Origin of the sequence: Altererythrobacter sp. GH1-8 (genome assembly GCF_043702085.1) — a bacterium.
Lineage (GTDB): Bacteria > Pseudomonadota > Alphaproteobacteria > Sphingomonadales > Sphingomonadaceae > Erythrobacter.
In genome coordinates, this window is record NZ_CP171690.1 from 326,099 (window position 1) to 345,906 (window position 19,808).

General features: G+C 60.3%; 14 protein-coding genes. 7 read left to right on the forward strand and 7 right to left on the reverse strand.

What is annotated here, in order from left to right:
* The first annotated feature begins 109 nt into the window (after nt 1–109).
* The 5 genes from ACG9DO_RS01640 (at nt 110) to ACG9DO_RS01660 (ending at nt 5,774) form a co-directional block, all read left to right on the forward strand.
* Nucleotides 110–1,318, forward strand: a complete 1,209-nt coding sequence (locus ACG9DO_RS01640; RefSeq protein WP_394729978.1) for a toxic anion resistance protein — start codon at nt 110–112, stop codon at nt 1,316–1,318.
* A gap of 13 nt (nt 1,319–1,331) precedes the next feature.
* The gene (locus ACG9DO_RS01645) at nt 1,332–2,078 is read left to right on the forward strand and encodes a hypothetical protein (RefSeq protein ID WP_394729980.1); all 747 of its coding nucleotides are present in this window, start codon (nt 1,332–1,334) and stop codon (nt 2,076–2,078) included.
* Nucleotides 2,078–2,380 carry a polyhydroxyalkanoic acid system family protein gene (locus tag ACG9DO_RS01650; RefSeq protein ID WP_394729982.1) on the forward strand — a complete coding sequence of 101 codons (303 nt, stop codon included), beginning with the start codon at nt 2,078–2,080 and terminating at the stop codon, nt 2,378–2,380. The genes ACG9DO_RS01645 and ACG9DO_RS01650 overlap by 1 nt, the downstream gene beginning before the upstream one ends.
* Before the next feature lie 275 nt (nt 2,381–2,655).
* The gene (locus tag ACG9DO_RS01655) at nt 2,656–3,138 is read left to right on the forward strand and encodes a biliverdin-producing heme oxygenase (protein ID WP_394729983.1); all 483 of its coding nucleotides are present in this window, start codon (nt 2,656–2,658) and stop codon (nt 3,136–3,138) included.
* Nucleotides 3,135–5,774, forward strand: coding sequence for an HWE histidine kinase domain-containing protein (locus ACG9DO_RS01660; protein ID WP_394729984.1), 2,640 nt, complete (start codon nt 3,135–3,137; stop codon nt 5,772–5,774). The genes ACG9DO_RS01655 and ACG9DO_RS01660 overlap by 4 nt, the downstream gene beginning before the upstream one ends.
* Nucleotides 5,775–5,795: 21 nt before the next feature.
* Here the strand turns inward: ACG9DO_RS01660 and ACG9DO_RS01665 are convergent, their stop codons facing one another.
* Genes ACG9DO_RS01665 through ACG9DO_RS01675 form a run of 3 tightly spaced genes read right to left on the reverse strand, consistent with a single transcriptional unit; the run spans nt 5,796 to nt 8,455 of the window.
* Nucleotides 5,796–6,647, reverse strand: a complete 852-nt coding sequence (locus ACG9DO_RS01665) for a class I mannose-6-phosphate isomerase (RefSeq protein WP_394729986.1) — start codon at nt 6,645–6,647, stop codon at nt 5,796–5,798.
* Nucleotides 6,644–7,684: a mannose-1-phosphate guanylyltransferase gene (locus ACG9DO_RS01670; RefSeq protein ID WP_394729987.1), complete on the reverse strand. Its 1,041-nt coding sequence runs from the start codon at nt 7,682–7,684 to the stop codon at nt 6,644–6,646. The genes ACG9DO_RS01665 and ACG9DO_RS01670 overlap by 4 nt, the downstream gene beginning before the upstream one ends.
* Before the next feature lie 45 nt (nt 7,685–7,729).
* Entirely contained in the window at nt 7,730–8,455 is a 726-nt protein-coding gene (locus tag ACG9DO_RS01675; RefSeq protein ID WP_394729988.1) for an energy transducer TonB, read from the reverse strand.
* Nucleotides 8,456–8,541: 86 nt separating this feature from the next.
* On the opposite strand from ACG9DO_RS01675, the gene ACG9DO_RS01680 reads away from it, so the two are divergent.
* Entirely contained in the window at nt 8,542–11,388 is a 2,847-nt protein-coding gene (locus ACG9DO_RS01680) for an ATP-binding protein (RefSeq protein ID WP_394729989.1), read from the forward strand.
* A gap of 81 nt (nt 11,389–11,469) precedes the next feature.
* On the opposite strand, the gene ACG9DO_RS01685 is transcribed toward ACG9DO_RS01680, so the two are convergent.
* From ACG9DO_RS01685 to ACG9DO_RS01695, 3 genes are all read right to left on the reverse strand, one after another.
* Nucleotides 11,470–14,898, reverse strand: coding sequence for a carboxypeptidase regulatory-like domain-containing protein (locus tag ACG9DO_RS01685; RefSeq protein ID WP_394729990.1), 3,429 nt, complete (start codon nt 14,896–14,898; stop codon nt 11,470–11,472).
* Between the two features lie 256 nt (nt 14,899–15,154).
* Entirely contained in the window at nt 15,155–16,084 is a 930-nt protein-coding gene (locus ACG9DO_RS01690) for an isopenicillin N synthase family dioxygenase (protein ID WP_394729991.1), read from the reverse strand.
* 10 nt (nt 16,085–16,094) lie between these two features.
* Nucleotides 16,095–17,402, reverse strand: a complete 1,308-nt coding sequence (locus ACG9DO_RS01695) for a NupC/NupG family nucleoside CNT transporter (protein WP_394729992.1) — start codon at nt 17,400–17,402, stop codon at nt 16,095–16,097.
* Between the two features lie 155 nt (nt 17,403–17,557).
* On the opposite strand from ACG9DO_RS01695, the gene ACG9DO_RS01700 reads away from it, so the two are divergent.
* Nucleotides 17,558–18,244 (forward strand): queuosine precursor transporter, encoded by a 687-nt coding sequence (locus ACG9DO_RS01700; protein ID WP_394729993.1) that lies wholly within the window; start codon nt 17,558–17,560, stop codon nt 18,242–18,244.
* Nucleotides 18,245–18,273: 29 nt separating this feature from the next.
* On the opposite strand, the gene ACG9DO_RS01705 is transcribed toward ACG9DO_RS01700, so the two are convergent.
* Nucleotides 18,274–19,677, reverse strand: a complete 1,404-nt coding sequence (locus ACG9DO_RS01705) for a DcaP family trimeric outer membrane transporter (protein ID WP_394729994.1) — start codon at nt 19,675–19,677, stop codon at nt 18,274–18,276.
* Nucleotides 19,678–19,808: the final 131 nt, after the last annotated feature.

Here is a 19,808-nt window from a genome sequence, read left to right on the forward strand (position 1 = left end):
GTGCATAAGGCACATTCTCTTGAACAATGTGTCTTAGGATACTAATACAGTCAGGATGTATGGCGCGCCGGTATTCGTGGGCGCGCCTTTAAGGAGCATTACGCAGCCCATGAGCACGCAAGAAACGACAACCAAGACCGAAACCGAGTTCGACCTGACCCCGCCTGATCCGGTGCCGGTGGTGAAGGCGGAAAAGGCTGCGGGCCTTGTTCCGGTCGATGAGGGAAAGAAGTCCAAGCTGGACGAAAAGGTCGACAATTTCGTTGCCGAACTGGTGGCGGAAGATGCCAATTCCCCCGCATTCGGCGAGAAAGTCGACCAGATCACGCGCATGGGTCAGGAACAGATCCGGGCAGCGGCGGCAATGTCAAACCGCTTCCTCGATCGTCCGGTGCGGGCGATGGATCAGGACACTGGCGTCGGAAATGACCTGCTAGAGCTGCGCAAGACCGTGGAAGAACTCGATCCAGGCCGCAAGGGCAAGATCCGCGGGCGCAAGCTGTTCGGGATCATTCCGTTCGGCAACAAGATGCAGCGCTATTTTGACAGCTATACAAGTTCGCAGGGACACATCCAGTCGATCCTGGAGCGGCTTGCATCCGGCAAGAAGGAACTGCACGAGGATAACGCCGCAATCGATGTCGAACGGCAAAAGCTGTGGGAAGCGATGGGCGAGCTGGAGCAGATGATCCACATCGCCAAGACGCTCGATGCGCGGCTCGAAGACAAGGCAGCAGAGCTCGACAGCACCGATCCGGCGAAGGCCAAGGCGCTGCGCGAAAGCGCCCTGTTCTATGTTCGCCAGCGCACCCAGGACCTGCTCACGCAAATGGCGGTCAGCGTGCAAGGCTATCTCGCGCTCGACCTCGTCAAGAAGAACAATGTCGAGCTGGTCAAGGGCGTGGACCGGGCATCGACCACCACCGTGGGCGCGCTGCGCACCGCAGTGACGGTTGCACAGGCGATGACCAATCAGCGGCTGGTGCTCGGCCAGATCACGGCGCTGAACCAGACCACCAGCGACATCATCGATTCGACCAGCACGCTGCTGCGCGAACAGACCGGCAAGATACACGAGCAGGCTGCCTCCAGCACGATCCCGCTCGAAACGCTGCAGCGGGCGTTTCAGAACATCTATGACACGATGGATGAAGTGGATGACTTCAAGGTCCGCGCGCTTTCCAGCATGAAGCAGACGGTCGAGACCCTTTCAGCCGAAGTCGAAAAGTCGAAGGGCTATATCGCACGGGCTGAGGGGCAGGCTCAGGCACAGGCGAAGGTGGCTTCCGAACCCTCGCTGCTTTCGCTCGAAAAGTAAGGCCTGAGCACCGATGGCCGATAGCACCCGCGAATCCGATCAGATCCTGAGCGCTGCTGGGCGTAGCCTTGCGGTGCAGCGCGAGGGCGGCACGCATCGCCCGGCGAAATCGATCGGTCGCGGGTCAGCGGATCTCAAAGCGAGGCACTGGAAGAGCCGGATCAAGCGCATACTGATTGCCCTTGCCGGGATCTGGGTTGCGGCCGTCGCAGCGGGTCTGATCCTGGACGGGATCGGCTTTACGGGGATCATGCTTACATTCCTCGCGGCGGTTGTCGCGGTCGGCGTGTTTGCGAAATATCCCAAGATCAAGGTGCCCAAGCGCGAAGACCTGAAGAAAGGCGACGCGCGGCAGATGGTGGGCCGCACCGAACTGTGGCTCGAGGCGCAGCGTGCTGCCCTGCCCCCGCCTGCAGTGCAGGTGGTCGATCAGCTTGGCGTACAACTGGACGCGCTCGGGCTTCAGCTGGAAACAATCGATGCCAACAATCCCGCGCTCAATGAAGTGCGCGAACTGGTCGGCGAATACATCCCGGAGACGATCGACAATTACCGCAAGATCCCGGCACATCTGCGCGGCGAGAAGCACGCCGGCAAGACCGCGGACGAGCGCCTGACGCAAAGCCTTACCAAGATCAGCGGCGAAGTTGACCGTGTCACGCGACGCATGGCGGAAGGCGCGCTCGACGATCTGGCGATCAAGTCGCGTTATCTCGATTACCGCTTCGGCGGCCCCGAAGCCCTGGAGGACCACCGTTGATGCGCGTTGCACTCCCTCATGAACTCGGCAAGGATGAAGTCCGCCGCCGCTTGAAAGAACGCAGCCATGAAATCGCCGATTACATCCCCGGCGGGATGGCCAGGGTCTCGACCGGCTGGGATGGCGAGGATTGCATGACGCTCAACGTGTCGACCATGGGCCAGTCGATTGATGGCCAGGTCGAGATCGAAGACGAACAGGTCGTCTTTGTCGTTGACCTGCCGTTGGCGCTGTCATTCATCGGCGGTATGCTGGAAAGCGCGATCCGGAAAAACGGCACCAAGCTCCTCGAAAACGGATGATTTTATCGCGGTTGAGCCCTGCCCCCGCTCTTAACCCTTTACAAGGTCGATATAATTCCTGCACATCATTAGCGGGATCGGCGCTCTCTCGCTGATTTGGTCGACATTCGTGGCATGGGTTCAGGGCTCCTGGCGGAGCGTTGACGTAACGCATGCTCGAATGGCGGACTGAGGGAAAGGGAGGCAGCGTTATCCAATTTGCAAACACCACAGCAAGCCTGCGCGATCAGCTGCGAGCGCGCACCAGCCACGCCCACGAACGGCTTGACGGAGCGATGTCAACATTCGGTTGGGACACGCGCGCGGGCTATGCCCGCTTCCTGCAGGTCCAGCATGCCGCACGCCTTCCGATCGAGCGCTGGATCGCTCAGAAATGTCCGAAAAATCTGCAGACTCCTGCGCAAGCCGAACTGCTGGAAGCCGACATTGCAGCACTTGGATTGACGATTTTCACGCCTCCTCGCGCATTCAAGCTCGCAGCAGGCGCTGAACCGACAGGTGCGGTCTGGGCGCTTGCCGGGTCATCGCTCGGCAATGCCATGATGCTGAAGTCGCTGATGCAGGGCGCTGACGCCGCATCGCTTCCAACCGCGTTTCTCAGCGATACGTCCATGCACGCCTTCTGGAGAAGCCTGCTGCCGGCACTCATGCGAGTGCCGGATCAGGCCTTGGCCGACGCTTCGTGCGAGGGTGCGCAGGCGGTGTTCGACCATTTCCTGCGCACTGCTCAGGCTTTCCAGCAAAGGCTCGCTGCATGACAGATGGGCCGCGCCGCTTCGAACTGACAGACTGTGATCGCGAGCCGATCCATGCGCTCAACACCATTCAACCATTTGGCGCGCTGCTGGCGGTCAATCTCGACTGGACACTGGCTTATCACTCGCAGAATGCCGCCGAAGTGCTCGGTCTTGCCGAGATTCAGTCAGGCCGCAAGCAACTCCAGATCGGAAGCAGCCTCGATCACGTCCTGAGACCGCTTGCGCTGGAGCGGATCAAGAGCTGCCTGTTCTCGCTTGAAACAGCCGACGCGGTGGATCGCATTTTTGCGCTGGAACTGGTCAACGACCGGCTTTTTGATTGTGCCGTGCATCGCGCCGACCACGTCATCGTGATTGAGGTCGAGCCGCATATGGGCGAGCGCCAGCCCGCCAGCCCGCTCGACTTGCTCGGTCCGCTGACCTCGCAGCTGGAAACCACTGAAGACATGCAGGTGATCTGCCGAATGGGGGCAGCACGGCTTAAGCAGATCCTCGGCTATGACCGGGTCATGGTCTACCGCTTCCGGGCAGACGGGACCGGAGAAGTGATCGCGGAAGAGCGCGAACCCAAGCTGGAGAGCTTTCTCGGCTTGCGCTATCCGCGTACCGATATTCCCGAGCAGGCCCGCGCGCTCTATCTGCGCAACCGCTTTCGCATTATTGCGGACGTTGAGGCCATTCCCGTCGCGATCCTGCCGCAAGGGCGCTTTGGTTCAGAACCGCTCGATCTGTCTATGTCGACCCTGCGCGCGGTCTCGCCGATCCATATCCAGTATCTGAAGAACATGGGGGTGGGCGCATCGCTGTCGATTTCGATCGTGTATCAGGGCAGATTGTGGGGGCTGTTCGCATGTCACCACGGCAGCGCCAAGCCGCTCCCGTTCGCGACGCGCACGACCGCAGAGCTGTTTTCGCAACTGTTCTCGATTGCGCTGGACCGCTCGCTGCTGCGGCAGAACGAAGCCGTTCGGATGCAAGGTCAGCGATTGCATGACCGACTGATGGTGCGTCTCGCACAGGGTCCCTCTCTGGTCGAAAACCTGCCCATGCTCGATGATCTGCTAAAGGGAACCATCGCACATGATGGTCTTTCGGTTATGGTCGATGGCGTTTATCGCGCGCGTGGCTTTGCCCCTGACAGGGAAGAATTCGAAGCGCTCGTGCCGACCCTTAATGGATTTCCGTCCGGCAGGATTCTTGCAAGCGAAGCGATCGCCCAGCATATCTCCGCTGCCGCCTCTTTCGCGGATCGGGCCGCGGGCGCGCTGATCATTCCGATGTCGCGCAACCCGCGAGACTACCTCGCTCTATGGCGCAGGGAATTGCCGCAAAAGGTCGTATGGGGCGGCAATCCCAACAAGGCCGTGAGCAAAGATGAAAAAGGCGCAACACTGACCCCGCGATCAAGCTTTGCCGCCTGGGAGCAGACCGTATCCAACCATTCCGAACGGTGGAACGAGAATGATCTGCAAATCGCTGAGCGGCTCCGCACGACCTTGCTGGAGATCATTCTCAAACTGACCGATGACGCAGAACGCGAGCGCCGCAAGTCACAGGAACAGCAATCACTGCTGATTGCAGAACTCAACCACCGCGTGCGCAATATCCTCAATCTGATCCGCAGCCTGGTCGATCAGAGCAGGCGCGAAGCGCTCGACAAGGACCAGTTTGTTGAAATCGTGAGCGGTCGGATCACTGCGCTTGCGACCGCACATGAAAACATTACTCGCGAAAACTGGTCTCCGGCTCCGATCTCGAAACTTATTGAAGCCGAAGCCAAGGCCTATCTGAACGGCAAGCGGGACCGTTTGCGCCTGAGCGGCGAAGATGTGCTCGTTTCGCCCAAGGCATACACAGTGCTCGCCCTGGTGCTGCACGAGATGGTCACGAACTCCGTCAAATATGGCAGCCTGTGCGACCGCAGCGGCGAGCTTGCCATCGCGCTGAGCCGGAGCCCGGACGGCGATCTGATCATCGACTGGCAAGAGAGCGGCGGACCGCCGGTTGAGGAACCAACCCGGCGCGGCTTCGGCTCGACGATCATCGAACGTTCGATCCCGTTTGAATTGCAGGGCGAAGCGCGGCTTGACTTCCAGCGCGAAGGACTGCGTGCCCATTTCCGCATTCCTGTCTCTCATGTCGAAACAGGCAGCATTCCGATTCCCAACGAAAGCCAGAGCGAGGCGCCGGAGCCGAATGCCGTGGAGATCGTTTCATCTGGCAGCCTGCCTGAGACGATCCTGCTGGTCGAGGACAGCATGATCATCGCGCTCGACACCGCTGAAATCCTGCGCGACTTTGGAATTTCGCATGTCGCCACCTGCTCCTCGGTCGCCAGCGCGCTTGAGGCGATCGAAAACAATCTGCCCGACTTTGCGATCCTCGATTTCAATCTTGGCTCGGAAACAAGCGAACGGATCATCAGCGAGTTGCGATCGCTCGAGGTGCCGTTCGTGCTCGCAACCGGCTATGGAGATATCAGCAAGCAAGCTGCAGCGCTCGGCGCCGTCGGGGCGCTGAAAAAGCCGTATAGTCAGCGCGACATTGCCAGAATCATTCCGGGGTTGAGCGAGAGCGAAAACGGCACACGCCTCGCTTCAAGCGGGCGCAACCCGCCGCCGCAGGGTGAAGCGTAGCAAGGGCGCAGCCCATGGCTCTCATGCCGGGTTGGCGACGATCAAAGCAATCGCGTCGTCGCTGAAGCGGAAGGCATCAAGGTGAGGACCATAGGCGCAGCTGCCTGACGGTACTTCGCCTGAGCCTTGCGAGACACATCCACGGAGAGGCAGCACCAGGCAGGCGCGTGAGAACTGATCGCACACGGCTTCATCAGGAGTGCCCACCAGCCGTGTAAGCTGGAAATGCGGTCCATGGACAAGCGCCGCAGTTGCATCAGTGACCCGCGAGCGATGCGCGCTGGCATAGGGCCCGCCTTTGGCCACCGCGATGGCGCGCTCCAGATGGAGTTCGCGCGGACGGCCATAATCATACAGCCGGAAAGTCGTTTCACTCGACTGTTGCACTTCGACCAGCGATATGCCTGCGCCTATCGCGTGGACTGTACCCGCCGGGAGATAGAAGAAATCGCCTGCCGAAACGGGATGCCATGCAAGCAATTGCTCGATACTGCCATCGAGCGCCGCCGCTTTGATCGCATCCGCAGACAGTTCCTGCTCAAAGCCGATCGCCAGCTTTGCCTCAGGCTCGGCATCGAGGATCAGCCAGCATTCTTCCTTGCCGGCTTCGCCTGCCTGAGCCTGCGCATCGGAAGGGTGCACCTGGACCGACAATTTGTCGCTGGTGAAGAGATATTTGACGAGGATCTGATCGAGCTCGGCGGGGGAATCGAACCAGACCTCGCCTACTGGCTCAGCCGGAGCAATCGTCTTGCGAACCGCCGTTTCGAAAGGTTCGGGAAGAACCGCGCGTCCCCAGACCTTCTCGACCGCGCGTGTCGCAAGGACGCCCTCCGCTTCGGCGCTGCCTGAAGAGTGCTGGTCGCCGCTCATCCTTCAGCGGGGCCTTTGAGCTTACCGACCAGTTGCGCGCCTTCCCGGGTCGTCACGAGTACTTCATTGCCGTCTACGACCACGCACACGTCTTCCAGACCCACGACAGAAATGCGCGGACCATCGCTGATCGCGAGCACCCGCCTGGCGTCCTTAAATTCGGCGGGGCCCACGGCATGGTTGCCCGCATCATCGCCGGACAAGGCATCCTGCAAGGCGGCCCAATTGCCGATATCGGACCACCCCATACTGGCCTCGACCACCGCTGCGCGCCCAGTGTTTTCCATCACCGCATAGTCGATCGAATCCCCTTCGATCCCGGCAAAGACATCCGCCGCAGGATGAAACTTTTCGCCCTCTGTCACGCCTTTGGCAGCGGCATTGCGTACCGCCTCTGCCATGGCTGGGCGATGCTGCGCCAGCTCAGCCAGCAAAGCGCCCGCGCGAAAGGCGAAGATGCCGCCGTTCCATGCATAGCCGCCTTCTGCGAGGAACCCTTGCGCACGCTCAAGATCCGGCTTCTCGACAAAACGCGCAACTTTGTGTCCGCCTTCAAGCGGTTCGCCCAGCTTGATATAGCCGTAACCCGTCTCTGGCCCATCCGGCGCAATGCCGATGGCAACCAGCCAGTCGTCCTTGGCCAGCTTGGCCGCTTTACGAGCAGCAGCGACAAAGCCGGCATCGTCAGCAATATAGTGATCGCTGGGACACACGAGCATCACCGCATCGGGATCGAGCACGGCTGCTGCGAGCGCGATGGCAGGGGCCGTGTTCTTCGCCGCCGGTTCCACGACGATGCGAGCGCCGGTACCATCGGGCAATTGCGCCTCGATCAGCGGGACATGCTGCGCCCCGGCAACGATCACTGGCGCGCCAAACACTTGCGGATCAGAAGCACGCTCGACCGCTGCCCTGAACAAGGTGCGCTCGCCGACAAGCGGGATGAACGGCTTGGGCGCGCTGCGCCGGCTGCGCGGCCACAGCCGGGTGCCGCTTCCGCCGCACAGGATGACCGGGTGAATTGCATTGGTACTCATGAATTCAACCTCATAGTCGGAAATGGTTACTCGCCAACCTACGTATCAAAACCAACGCTGCCGCCAATAGAAAGGTGCAGCCACAAGGTTGCCGCGCGCATCCTGGGCCGGACGAAAACGCAATCGCTGCTCAACCAGATCGCAGGTAATCCGGTCCGCTTCAGGAAACGGGCTGGGGCGATAGATGGTGCAATTGCGCGCCCGGCCATCGGTACCGACGATCATCCGTACGATGACTTCGCTGCCCTTGCGTGCGTTACGCCCGCCTTCGGGAATGGGATAGTCGCGCGCGCTGTTGATCTCCCCGGAAATGTGCACCGGCCTGGTCACCGCCACCCCGCCCATGCCGCCGCCTTCGCGGCCACTGCCGGTTCCCGGACCCGAACCGCTTGCTCCGGTTCCATCGCCTGCATCGCGGGCGCCCGACGTGTTCGCGCTGCCGGTGGAGGAAGCCCGCGGCATCGGCGTATCCTCCTTCATCGGGACACGGGGACTCGGAGCAGCGACGGGCTTTGGCACAGCCTTCTTACCCGTTTCGCCTTGCGCGCCTTCATCGGGTTGCGGCGTGTTCTCAGGCGGGATCGGCTCATCGGGTGTGGTGACAGTTACCGTAAAAGCAGAGACCACGCTGCGCTCAACTGCGGCGGTGAGATCAGGGGCGAGCATCCGGGCGAAGGCATAGAGCGCCACCACGTGCAGCACGGCAAGCAGTGCGATGACACCCCAACGCATTGGGCGGCGCTGAGCGGAATAGCGGTCGGAGCGAGCCATGTATCCATAATAGACAAGCCCAATCAGATGGCCAATCCCGCCCGCGATGGACCGTTTCTCTCTACAATCCCAGTGGAAGAAGAGACATGGTACCTCAAACGGAAATGCATGACTGGCGGGCATGGGCTCAGTCAGGCGGGGCTGGCGCAACGCTCTTCATCTGCCTGTGCGGCGCGCTGGTGTTCGGATCGCTGGCTTGGATCAGCCTTGAATTCACCCGGCTCGACAGCCGCATAGCAGCGGTATGGATCCCCAACGCTGTCGCCGTTGCAATCCTGCTGCGCTTCACCTTCAAGAGAGAACAGCTGCTGATCCTCGCCATGTGGGTGGGCAATTCGATTGCCAATCTGCTTGGCGGAGACAGTGTCGGAGCGGCAGCGGCACTCGCGGCCTGCAACGCGATAGAGATCCAAATTGCCTTGTCGCTCACCCGGGCATTGTGCGGCCCCCGCCCCGACATGCTCGACATCAGCCAGATGACGCGCTTCATCCTTGCAGCGGCGGTCATTGCGCCGATGTGTTCGGCTGTGCTGGCGGTGATTACACTGGACCATCATCCCATCAGCCACTTTGTGAGTTGGGCGAAGTGGGCGGCGACCGATGGTCTTGGCATGGCCATAGTCGCTCCCAGCGTCATGGTTCTGATTGATGCCATGCGCAGGTTCACACGGCCTAGCAATCGCCGCTTGATTGAATGGTCGCTGATCCTGCTCGGCGGTGCTGTGGCCAACGCTCTGATCTTCGGGCAGAGCGTTGTACCGGTGATGTTCATGGCGCTGCCGATCGTCACGCTTCATGCATTTCGCCTGGGGGCGACAGGAACAGCCATCGCAATCGCGACTTCAGCGGCCATAGCGGTTGGCTTTACCGCTTCCGGACTTGGCCCCGTCAACTCGCTTGATATCTCTCCCACGATGAAGCTGATTGTGCTGCAGATTTACCTTGCCGCAGCTTTCCTGCTCGGACTGCCGGTTGCTGCCATCCTCGCAGGACGCGACCGGGCCTTGCAGGCGCTGGCTGACAAGCAGGCAGAACTTGCCTTGCTGACCGACAGCATCGCCGACGCAGTGCTGCATTATGACAAGTCTGGTGTGTGCACCTACGCCTCGCGCTCGGTACGCAATGTGCTGGGCGAACCGCCCGAGGCCTTCCTCGGCAATCCTGGCAGCGACCGGGCCCACCCGGAATCGCAAAGCCATTTCGCTGAGATCGAACAGCGGCTGCTGAGCGGTGTCAGCGCAAAGGAGCGTTTCATTTTCCGTCGCCGTACCGATGATGAAACCGGTCGCCCAATTTATATCGAAGCCGACTGCGCGGTCGCCCGCCAAAAGCCCGGTGGCCCACCCAGCGGCATGGTCGTCTCCGCGCGCGAAGTCACAGACCGCGTCGAACTGGAAATCCAGCTGACCCGCGCCCGCCGGGTCGCAGAGGAAGCAGCACGCGGGAAATCCGAATTTCTGGCGAATATGAGCCATGAAATCCGCACGCCCATGAACGGCGTTTTGGGCTTTGCCGAACTGCTCGAACAAGCCGATTTGCCGCCCGAGCAAGCGCACCACGCCCAGTTGATCGTGGAATCGGGACGCTCCATGATGATGCTGCTCAATGACATTCTTGACCTTGCCAAGATCGAAGCAGGGCATGTGACGATTGAGCGCGAGCCGACGGATCTCGGCGAGTTGATCCGCGAATGCACCCGGCTGCATCAGGCCAGCGCTCAGAAGAAAGGTCTGGAATTGACCTGCGAAGGTCCAACCCGCGGTCCCTTCATCATTACCGATGGCCTGCGAGTACGCCAGATCCTTCTCAATCTGCTCAGCAACGCGGTGAAATTCACGGAAGCTGGGTCAATCACCCTGCGTCACTCGATCCGCGATGATCGAGTCCAGATCGAAGTCGAAGACACCGGCATCGGGATCCTGGGCGACCGGCTGGCGAACATCTTTGACCCTTTCGTGCAAGGAGAAGGCGACACCTCAAGGCGGTTCGGCGGTACTGGTCTGGGGCTGACGATCAGTCGCCAGCTCGCAGAATTGCTCGATGGCTACCTCGACGTGACCTCCACCCCCGGCATGGGAAGTTGCTTCACGCTCAGCATTCCATACGAAATTGCACTCCAGGCTCCTGAGAAATCGCCTGCCCGTGCGCGGAGCGAGCAAGGCGATCCGCACCTTCAACCCTCGCGCATTCTGCTTGCGGAGGACCATGACATCAACCGGATGCTGGTGTCTGCGATGCTGGAGCGGTGCGGGCAGACTGTCTCGATTGCCCGCGATGGAGAGGAAGCCATCGAAGCTGTGCTGGAGGCATTCGCTGAGGGAACGCCATTCGACCTCGTCCTGATGGACATCCAAATGCCCGGCTGCGATGGTTATTCGGCAACCCGCGCGATCCGGGCCGAGGGAATCCGAGCGAGCGCGCTACCGATCATTGCACTCACAGCGAATGCGTTCCCGGAAGATATCGCCGCAGCGCGCGAAGCGGGCATGCAAGGCCATTTAGCCAAGCCACTTGCCTTTGCTGACCTGGTCAACGCGCTCCAGCGCTGGTTGCCTGTGCGCATCGTCGATATCGCGGCGGTTGCCAGCGCTCCTGCAGCAGAGGCTGAGCCCGTCAAGCACCCGGCAACCGTGCACTCGCCCTCGCTGGTGAAGCGCTGGCAAATCCGCCGCAGCGAGACGCTGGCAGCGGTCAGCGCTGCCTTGCGCGACGAAGCGCTTGGCGGAGCTGAGGCCGATGCGCTGGCCCGGCTTGTGCACACGCTCGCTGGTACTGCCGGGATGTTCGGGGAAGCGAAACTGGGCGAATGCGCCGCTGCGCTGGAACGGGCTCTCAGGACTGATACACAGCTGGACGATCGGCGGGCACTCGCTCAGCGCCTGCTCGACACGGCAATGTTCCTCGATCAGCCCAAACAGCCAGAAAGCGAATAGGTCGGACTTGCAAAAAAGCAAACGGCGGAGCTCTGTGCCAGAGCCCCGCCGCTGCAAGTTTTAATCGCTGAACGGTTTGGATCAGAATTCGTAGCGAACGCCGACCTGGATCTTCCAGACGGAAGCTGAGGTCCCCACGTTGTCGCGATCATCGGGATTGAATCCGGAGATCCGATAGCGACCTTCCGAGTCAAACCCGCCATCGACTACGTCAACGAGAGCGCCATCACCAGCGCCGAAGGTTCCGCCGGGAACCGAACGGAAAACGTTCCAGCTGTTATCAAGCATATTCAGAACGTTATCGAAGTCAGCAAACAGTGTGAAGCGGTCCTCAATCCCGAAGAACTTACCCGGCCCCGGCAGTTCCTGCGCGATGCGCAGGTCCATGTCGAAATACCAGTCCGAACGACAGGTGTTACGCTTGATCGTTTCGCCCGGTGTGTAATCGCAGCCCGAGGCAGCCACATAGTCGATCAAGGACTGGACAGACGCGGCATCCGAAAGGGGCGAGACATTGGGATCATTTACTCCGCTCGGCACATATAGCAGCTGTTGGTCGCGGCTGCTCGACAGCTCGGTGAATGGCGCTCCGTCAAAGGTCAGGCTGTAAGGACGCCCCGAACGTGCAACGAAGACCAAGCCAAGTTCAGTACCATAATCGCCAAAGAACTCTTCGCGCAGGTTAGCCGCGAATGTTGCGACGTGACGGGTCTGGTAGTTCGAAGGAGACACTGCCGGGTCGAGCACGTCGAAAGTAGCTGACTTGCCAAAGTTAGACGACGCGGTCGAGCTACGGGCTTCACGGCGGTTTTCCGCATCGGTCCAGGCATAACCCAAGTTGACCCGGAAATTACCTGCCTCGGTGAATAGCCCGCCTTGGAAGTTCTTGGACAGGATGATCGACGCGACATGGCTTTCAAAGCTGCCCGCATTGGTCAGCATATACTCGTCTTCACGGCGCGTATTGAAGCACACATCGGTGACCCCTTTCCACACGCCCGGCGATACATAAGTCGCATCGCAACCCGCGATCAGAGGATCGATCGACGAATAGACTGGGCGGCCGTCGACGAGGAACCCGTTATCGCCTGCGCGATAATCAAGCGCATAGGTAAGGTCGACCCAATTCACCGGATTGCGGAACTTCGAGTAGATGTAGTCAAGGTTCAGGTTCCAGTTCGAGAAGAACCCTTCATCTGCACCAAACGTCGTTTCAAGCCCGATGTTGGCACGGACCACGGACGGAAGCTTGAAGTTGGGATCAGTCGACTGAACCGGAGCAGCGCCCTGTGCTGCAACGGCGCTGCCAGCGTCGATCGCGCATTGCGGGATGCCGGTGAATACACCGTTCACTACCACATCGATCTGGCCATTCGCATCGCGCGCAAGGCCGGCACAGGCCGCATCGAGCGTGGTGCCCTCTGCGGTGGAGAAACCGGTGTTTGAGAACGCGTTGGAGAACCAGACGGTTGGGTCGCCTCCACCGAACACGCCTATGCCGCCCTTGATGACCGTGCCTTCGAAGAAACCTTCGTTGAACAGGTCGTAGGTGAAGCCGAGACGCGGCAGGAACAGCGGATCAAACCGGCCGAACGAAGTCGCGTTGGTGTAGCCATAACGCTGCAGGAACAGCGGGTTGGCGCGCGGGGCGTCGCCGCTATACCAGTCAACGCGGCCGCCGATCAGCACATTGAGCTGGTCGGTCAGCTGCCACTGGTCCTGCACATAGGCAGTCCATATCGTGCGCGAGAATTCCGCTGCAGCTTCGTTGATGTCGCCGCTTCCGGTCGAAGCAATGGCTGCGCCGTCGATTTCATTGTCCACGACATCGTCGGCACCGGTAAAGCCGCTCGGGAAGCCGCTACCATTGGTCAGCAGCCCTTCACGAAAATCGTCAAGGTTCTGGAAGAACAGGGTGCCGGTCGCATTGATCGCGAACAGGTTATAGAAGTCGGCCTTGTTGACTTCAAAGCCGAGCGTGAATTCGTGATCGCCTGCCAGCAGATTGGCCTTCGCTTTGAACTGGTCGATCGTCTGTTCAAGCGCGTTTGCAGAACGGAAGATCCCCGGGCCGGTCGTAAGCAGGCCATTGTCGCCCGGTCCAACCACGCCGACTGCGAGGCGAACCGTCGGGTTCTCGTCCTGCTGTTCGTTGAAGCCGAACGGACCCTGGCGATCGGTGATGTCCGAACGTGCAAAGCTGATCTCGGTCGAGAAATTATCGGTCCAGTCCGAATAGAGCCGCGCCGAATAGTAGTCGGACAGCGTGCCCTGCTCGTTGAAGCTGTTGATGCCGGTGAGATTGTTCGACCCCGTGTCCGACGTCACGAATGCTTCGTCGAGCTTCTGGTAGCTCAATTCGAGACGCTGGCCGTCCGTGATCAGGGCATCGACCCGTGCGAAATAGCGCGTGCTCGCGTCTGGGGTGATGCGCGGATAACCGCCCACGTCCTGGCCGTATACGTCGCGCGCGATCTGGGCGAATTCGTCGAACTGTGCCTGAGTCACGAAATCGACTTCGTTGGCAAGGCCGCTGCCTTCAGGACCGCGATCGAACGGATCGGGCAGGTCGGTTTCTTCGTACCCGACGAAGAAGAACAGCCGGTCCTTGATGATCGGGCCGCTGAGCGTCGCGCCCCAGCGCTTTTCCTCAAACGGAAGGGTGCTAGCATCGCGACCGTCAACCGTGTCGCCGCGCAGGTCGTCGTTGCGGAAGGTAAAGAAAGCCGATCCGTGGAAATCATTACCACCCGACTTGGTGATCACATTGATCGTACAGCCGGTGAACTGGCCGTATTCGACATCGAACGGGGCGAACTCGACTGAGGTCTCGCGAACAACGTCAAAAGGTACAGGAAGCGCGCTGCGGGCCGCGAACGGCGTATCGGTCAGGCCAAAACTGTCTGACTGGATGATTCCGTCAACCGTGAAGCTGTTAGAACGGTCATTGCCGCCAAGGCATGAGATACGATCGACTTCCGAGGAACGCTCGAGACTGACACGCGGATCGAGACGGACGATGTCGCGGATATCGCGCGAGATTGACGGAAAGCCCTCGAGCGCGTCAGCACCGAATGACTGGCCAGGACCGACAGCAAGCTGGGTCACACCTGCGCGCGCGCCAGAGACAACGATCACATTGTCGCTATCGCCGGTGGCGGTCGATGCGAGGCGGAAGGAAAGCGACGTGTTACCCGAGACCGAGGTGTTCACGCCTTCGACCGTCTGGCCTTCGTATCCGGATGCGGTTGCCGTGATCGTGTAAGGTCCGCCCGGAACCAGTGATACGGCGCGGAAGTTGCCGTCAGCGCCCGCTTCAAGAGTTCTGGTTTGCCCGGTGCGAGTGTCAGTAATGACAACCGAAGCACCGCCGAGTGGGGCGCCGTCTTCGGAAGTGACCCGGCCTTCGATGCCGGAAGTAATCTGCTGTGCATGGGCTGCAGTCGGTGCAAATGCGGTTGCCGCAGTGAGGCTGACCGCGCTCGCTGCAAGGAGATATTTGAGTTTCATGGTGGTCGGTCCCTTGATCACATGAAGGAGAGAGATGTGTGAATTGGTAGTTCTGCGCCTAGGGGCATTGAGCGTCGGTCAAAAGACGGATTTGTGACAGGCATGTGAAAAACTTCGCGTGTGTTTGGAACGATCTGCGCGAACGCTCTCAATTGGCGCTCCCGGACCCCCCGGAATCCGGGGACTTCAGCGCCCTGTTGCTGCAACGCAACACGAACGGAAAAACGGGCCCTGGCTGTGCGCCTGGCCGTCTTGTTCAAGCCAGATTGATCTCACGCAGCCGCTGCTGGAGGAATTCATGGCTGGAGATCGGCTCGGGCGCTTCCGATTCGTGGCCCGCTTCGATGCAGCTCTCCAGCGTTTCAATCACATAGTCGGGACGGAAATGAAGGAAGAACGGCATGGAGTAACGCGAGCGGGTTTTTGCCGCGCCATGCGGGTTGACGACCCGGTGCGTAGTTGAACGCAACCGGCTGTTGGTAAGCCGGTCGAGCATGTCGCCGACATTGATCACGAGCGCGCCATCGGGCACGTCGACCGCCTTCCAACTCCCTTGCCTGGTGAGCAATTCGAGGCCGGCTTCTTCTGCGCCGAGCAGCAAAGTGATCGTGTTGATATCGCCATGCGCAGCCGCACGGATAGCTCCGTCAGGCGCGTCTTCGCCGAGCGGCGGGTAATGCAGCAGGCGCATCACCGAATTGCCATCTTCAACCGTCGCCGCGAAGTACTGCTGATCCAGCCCCAGGTGCAAAGCGATCGCTTCCAGCACGCGCAAGCCAGCGGTTTCGAACGCGCCATAGAGTTCGCTGAAAGTCTCGCGAAAGCCGTCGATTTCATCCGGCCAGACATTGGGCGCCATATATTCTGAAAGCGGGTGACCTTCGGGCAAGGACCTCCCGACATGCCAGAATTCCTTCAGGTCGAAGATTTCGGCATCCTTGGCCTTTTCTGTCCCGAAAGGGGTGTAGCCGCGCGCACCGCCGCCACCTGGAATCTGGTAGCCGCGCTTGACCTCTTCCGGCAGCGCGAAAAACTCTTTGGACTTGGCTTCCGCGCGGTCGATCAGGTCCTGCGGGATGCCGTGATCGCGCACCACGGCAAAGCCATATTCGGCAAAGCTGCGGCCCAGTTCGTCAGCGATGGTGTCAAGCGGTTGCGCGAGCGAAACAATTGCTATGTCAGTCATGAGCTTACTCTTAATAGGGCAAGAACAGTCCCGCCAGAGCAGCGCTCATCAGATTGGCGAGGCTACCGGCGGCGAGCGCACGCAATCCCAGCTTTGCGATCACAGGTCTTTGATTTGGCGCAAGTCCGCCTGTCACCGCCATCTGGATGGCGATGGAGGAGAAGTTGGCGAAACCGCACAGCGCGAAGGTCACAATCGCGCGGCTGCGCTCCGACAGATCGTCAAGCTGCCCGAGGTCGATGAAGGCCACAAATTCGTTGAGCACGATCTTCGTGCCGAACAGTCCACCAGCCACGCCCGCATCTTCCCACGGGATGCCGATCAGGAACATCACCGGGGCAAAGACATAGCCCAGGATTTGCTGGAATGAGAGATCCGGATATCCGACCAGCCCCCCAACCGAACCAAGCAGTCCGTTTGCGAGCGCAACCAATGCAACGAAAGCCAGCACCATCGCGCCCACCGCCACTGCCAGTTTGACGCCGGTTTGCGCACCTTGTGCGGCTGCTTCGATGACATTTGCAGGCTTTGTGCCTTCCTCGAAAGTCTCAGCCACTTCGACTTCATATGGTTTACCGCCTTCGACGATCGCGCCTGGGCCTTCGCCGCTGATCCTCGCTTGCGGCATGGCAATCTCGCCTTCCGCTGCTGGCGATCCCTCATGCTCATCCGGCATGATGATCTTCGCCATCAGGATACCGCCGGGTGCGGACATGAAGGCGGCCGCAAGCAGGAACGGCAAGTACTCATCACCCAGCAGCCCGGCATAGGCCGCGAGGATCGTCCCCGCGACCCCCGCCATGCCAACGCTCATAAGGGTGAACAATTGGCTTGGCGCAAGCGCAGCCAGGTACGGGCGGACGACCAGCGGGCTTTCCGATTGCCCGACAAAGATATTGGCTGCCGCGCCGAGGCTCTCGACCTTGCTGACGCCGGTCACGAAGGCGATCCCGCCGCCCACCCAGCGCACCACGCGCTGCATGATGCCGAGGTAATAGAGGATCGAAACCAGCGACGCGAAGAACACAATTACTGGCAAGGCTCCGAGTGCAAATGTGTTCTGCAAGGGGTTGTCCACGCCAAACAGGAAAGCTGTACCTGCGTCTGCGTAGGAGAGCAGCGCGGAGACACCGTCGGACATCCCCTGGATCACCGCCCTGCCCCAACTGGTTGCCAGCACAAGGAAAGCCATCAGTGCTTGCAGGCCAAAGGCGGCTGCGACGACACGCAAACGGATGCGCTTCTTGCCGGTCGACAGAATGAAGGCGAAGGCAAGGATCACAAGTATCCCGGCGATATTAATCAGGAATGGCGGCATGAGACCCCTTCGTGCTGCCGGAATCGGTAGAAGGCCAGCGTGTCGCCTTTTGTGGCGCGCCAGTCAAATAAGAAGCTTCATGCACGTGGGCTGTTCCCACAGGCAGCGCAAGGCGGCCACTTCCCTTTTCGCCTGCTCGCGCATAGGCAAACGCGATGAATGAGACAGCTGAAAACCCGGTGAGTGTTGGCATGACCATGCCGCGCGGATTGTTTGTCTACCTGCTTCTGTATGGCGGCATGACAGTGATCGCAGGCGTGCTCGCTTTCAAGCAGGTGCAGCTCTGGCCGACCCAACTTGCAGTGGAAGCGGGCATCTTCGCATTCCTGATGCTGGTGGTGATCAGCAGCACGATCGCGCAGCTCTATGGAGAGCGGATGGCGAACCGGCTGGTGTGGTGGGGGTTCCTGCCGCTCGCCATGTCAGCCGCCCTGATCGGGTTGGTAATGAACCTGCCAGCTTCGCCGGAAATGCTGGAGTTCCGCAGCACGGACCTTGCCGCATTCGAGACAGTGTTATCGCAAACGCCGCGTATCATGCTCGCCGGTCCCGCCGCCTACATCGTCTCGCTGCTTTTGAACGTTTGGATTTTCTCGCGCCTGAAAGGGTCAAGCAATACCAGCACTTTCGGCCTGATGATCCGCGGGGCGGTTGCATCCGCGCTGAGCCAGGCGCTCGATTCGGTGATCTTCGTAACCCTCGCTTTCTATGGCGAGTTCGACATCACCCCCCTGCTGATCGGCCAGGTTATCGCCAAGGTCACGCTCAGCATTGTGCTGGTCCCATTTCTGATAACCGGGGGAGTCAAACTCGCTCGCTGGCTCGACCAGAAGCAGGTCTGAAGGCTTACCGCTCGCCTTCAGTCTGCCGCCTAGAACGAATATTTGGTCGAGACCTGGACCTTTTGCAGATTGCCCGAACGGCCGTCTTCCAAAGTCCGCTTGGCGTACATGTATTCCAGCCCGATATCGAGCGGGCCGACCGGTGAGAAGATGATGTTGGCGAGCGCATTCCAGCTCTCGTCCGTTACCTGACTGGTGGTAAGCAGGACCGGGTTGTCCGCCTTGAAATAGGAGCCGGCAATCGTCGAACGCACCTTGTCGCTCCAGAAGTGGCGATAGGCGGCAAAGCCTGAATAAGTGAAGATCGGATCGAGATCACCCCTTGCGACATCGATCGCGGCATCGTTCACGATGTTGAGACCGATATAGCGCCCCAGCCCATCGCCTGCACTCGCCATGAGCCGCAGATCGTCCTTGCCGCCCAGATTGAACTTTCCAGCAACGCTGACGCCATAACCCATCGCGCTGTCATTGCCTGTGCCAAAATCGTCGTTGCGCACTCGAAGGCTGCGCAAGATACCGGCGGCGGAAACAGACCCCCAGTCTCCGCCGAAATTGTAGCGGGCGACGACATCGGGAAGAGCGTCGTCGCCCGCAATCACCCGGCCACCTGAGGGAGATGTCACGGTGGTCTCTGGTTGTTCGACGGCGATCTGCAGACCGCCCTTGGTGTAGCGGATCATCGGCTGCCGCACGAACACAGTGCCCGGCGTCGTACCAATGAAATCGAGGCTTTCCGGCAGCGCGCCGACATTCTGGAAAGTCGACCATGCCTGCCCGAACAGCCAGTTGTCGTAAGTGATGAAGGCCTGCCGCAAGCGCGGCTGATAGCTGTTGGAAATCCGCTCGTCGCCACCGTCCGTCACCATGAAATCGAGCTCGATCTGCGAATTCAACGTGTGTTCGGCGCCGACATCGGTCGCTGTCTTGAAGATCAGGCGGGATTGGCGAGCGTTGAAGTCGGTGTCCCAGCCAGAGCCTTCGCCGCCCACCGGGATCGCGCCGGGGATGAGAAAATCGCGAACAATGCTGCCGGTCCCGACCTGGCCGCCACTGGTGCGCTGCGTGATCGCATCAACCTTGACATAACCCGCATAGGCGATGGTGGTATTGCCCACGCGAAAGCCCTTGTCTTCCTGCTTCTTCGGCTCTGCAATCTGTTTGGCAAGCTCGGCCTGACGGGCCTGCAAGGCGCGGGTTTCCGCCATCGCCAGTTCTGCCGCCGCCGCGTTTTCGGCCTGGCCTGCGTCCATCTGGCCTTGCTGTGCGTCCATCCGCTCGATCAACGCGCCGACCATCGCTTCCAGCCGGTCGAGCCGCTGCTCGATGCTCGCTTCCTCAGTTGCCTCTTTTGCAATCGCGGGCGTTGCCACCAGACAACTCGCTGCGAGAAGCCCAATGCGAAACAAGGGTCGCATAGTCCGTTGTGTCATGTCATGTATCCCCATCCCAACCACTATTGCTTCAAGCATGGCGCAGCAGTGCGGCAGGGCACAGCTAGAGGATGGTCGTAAGACCTTTGTCTCACAGGCGTTGGACGCGAAAAAGGAGTAGGAATGATGGG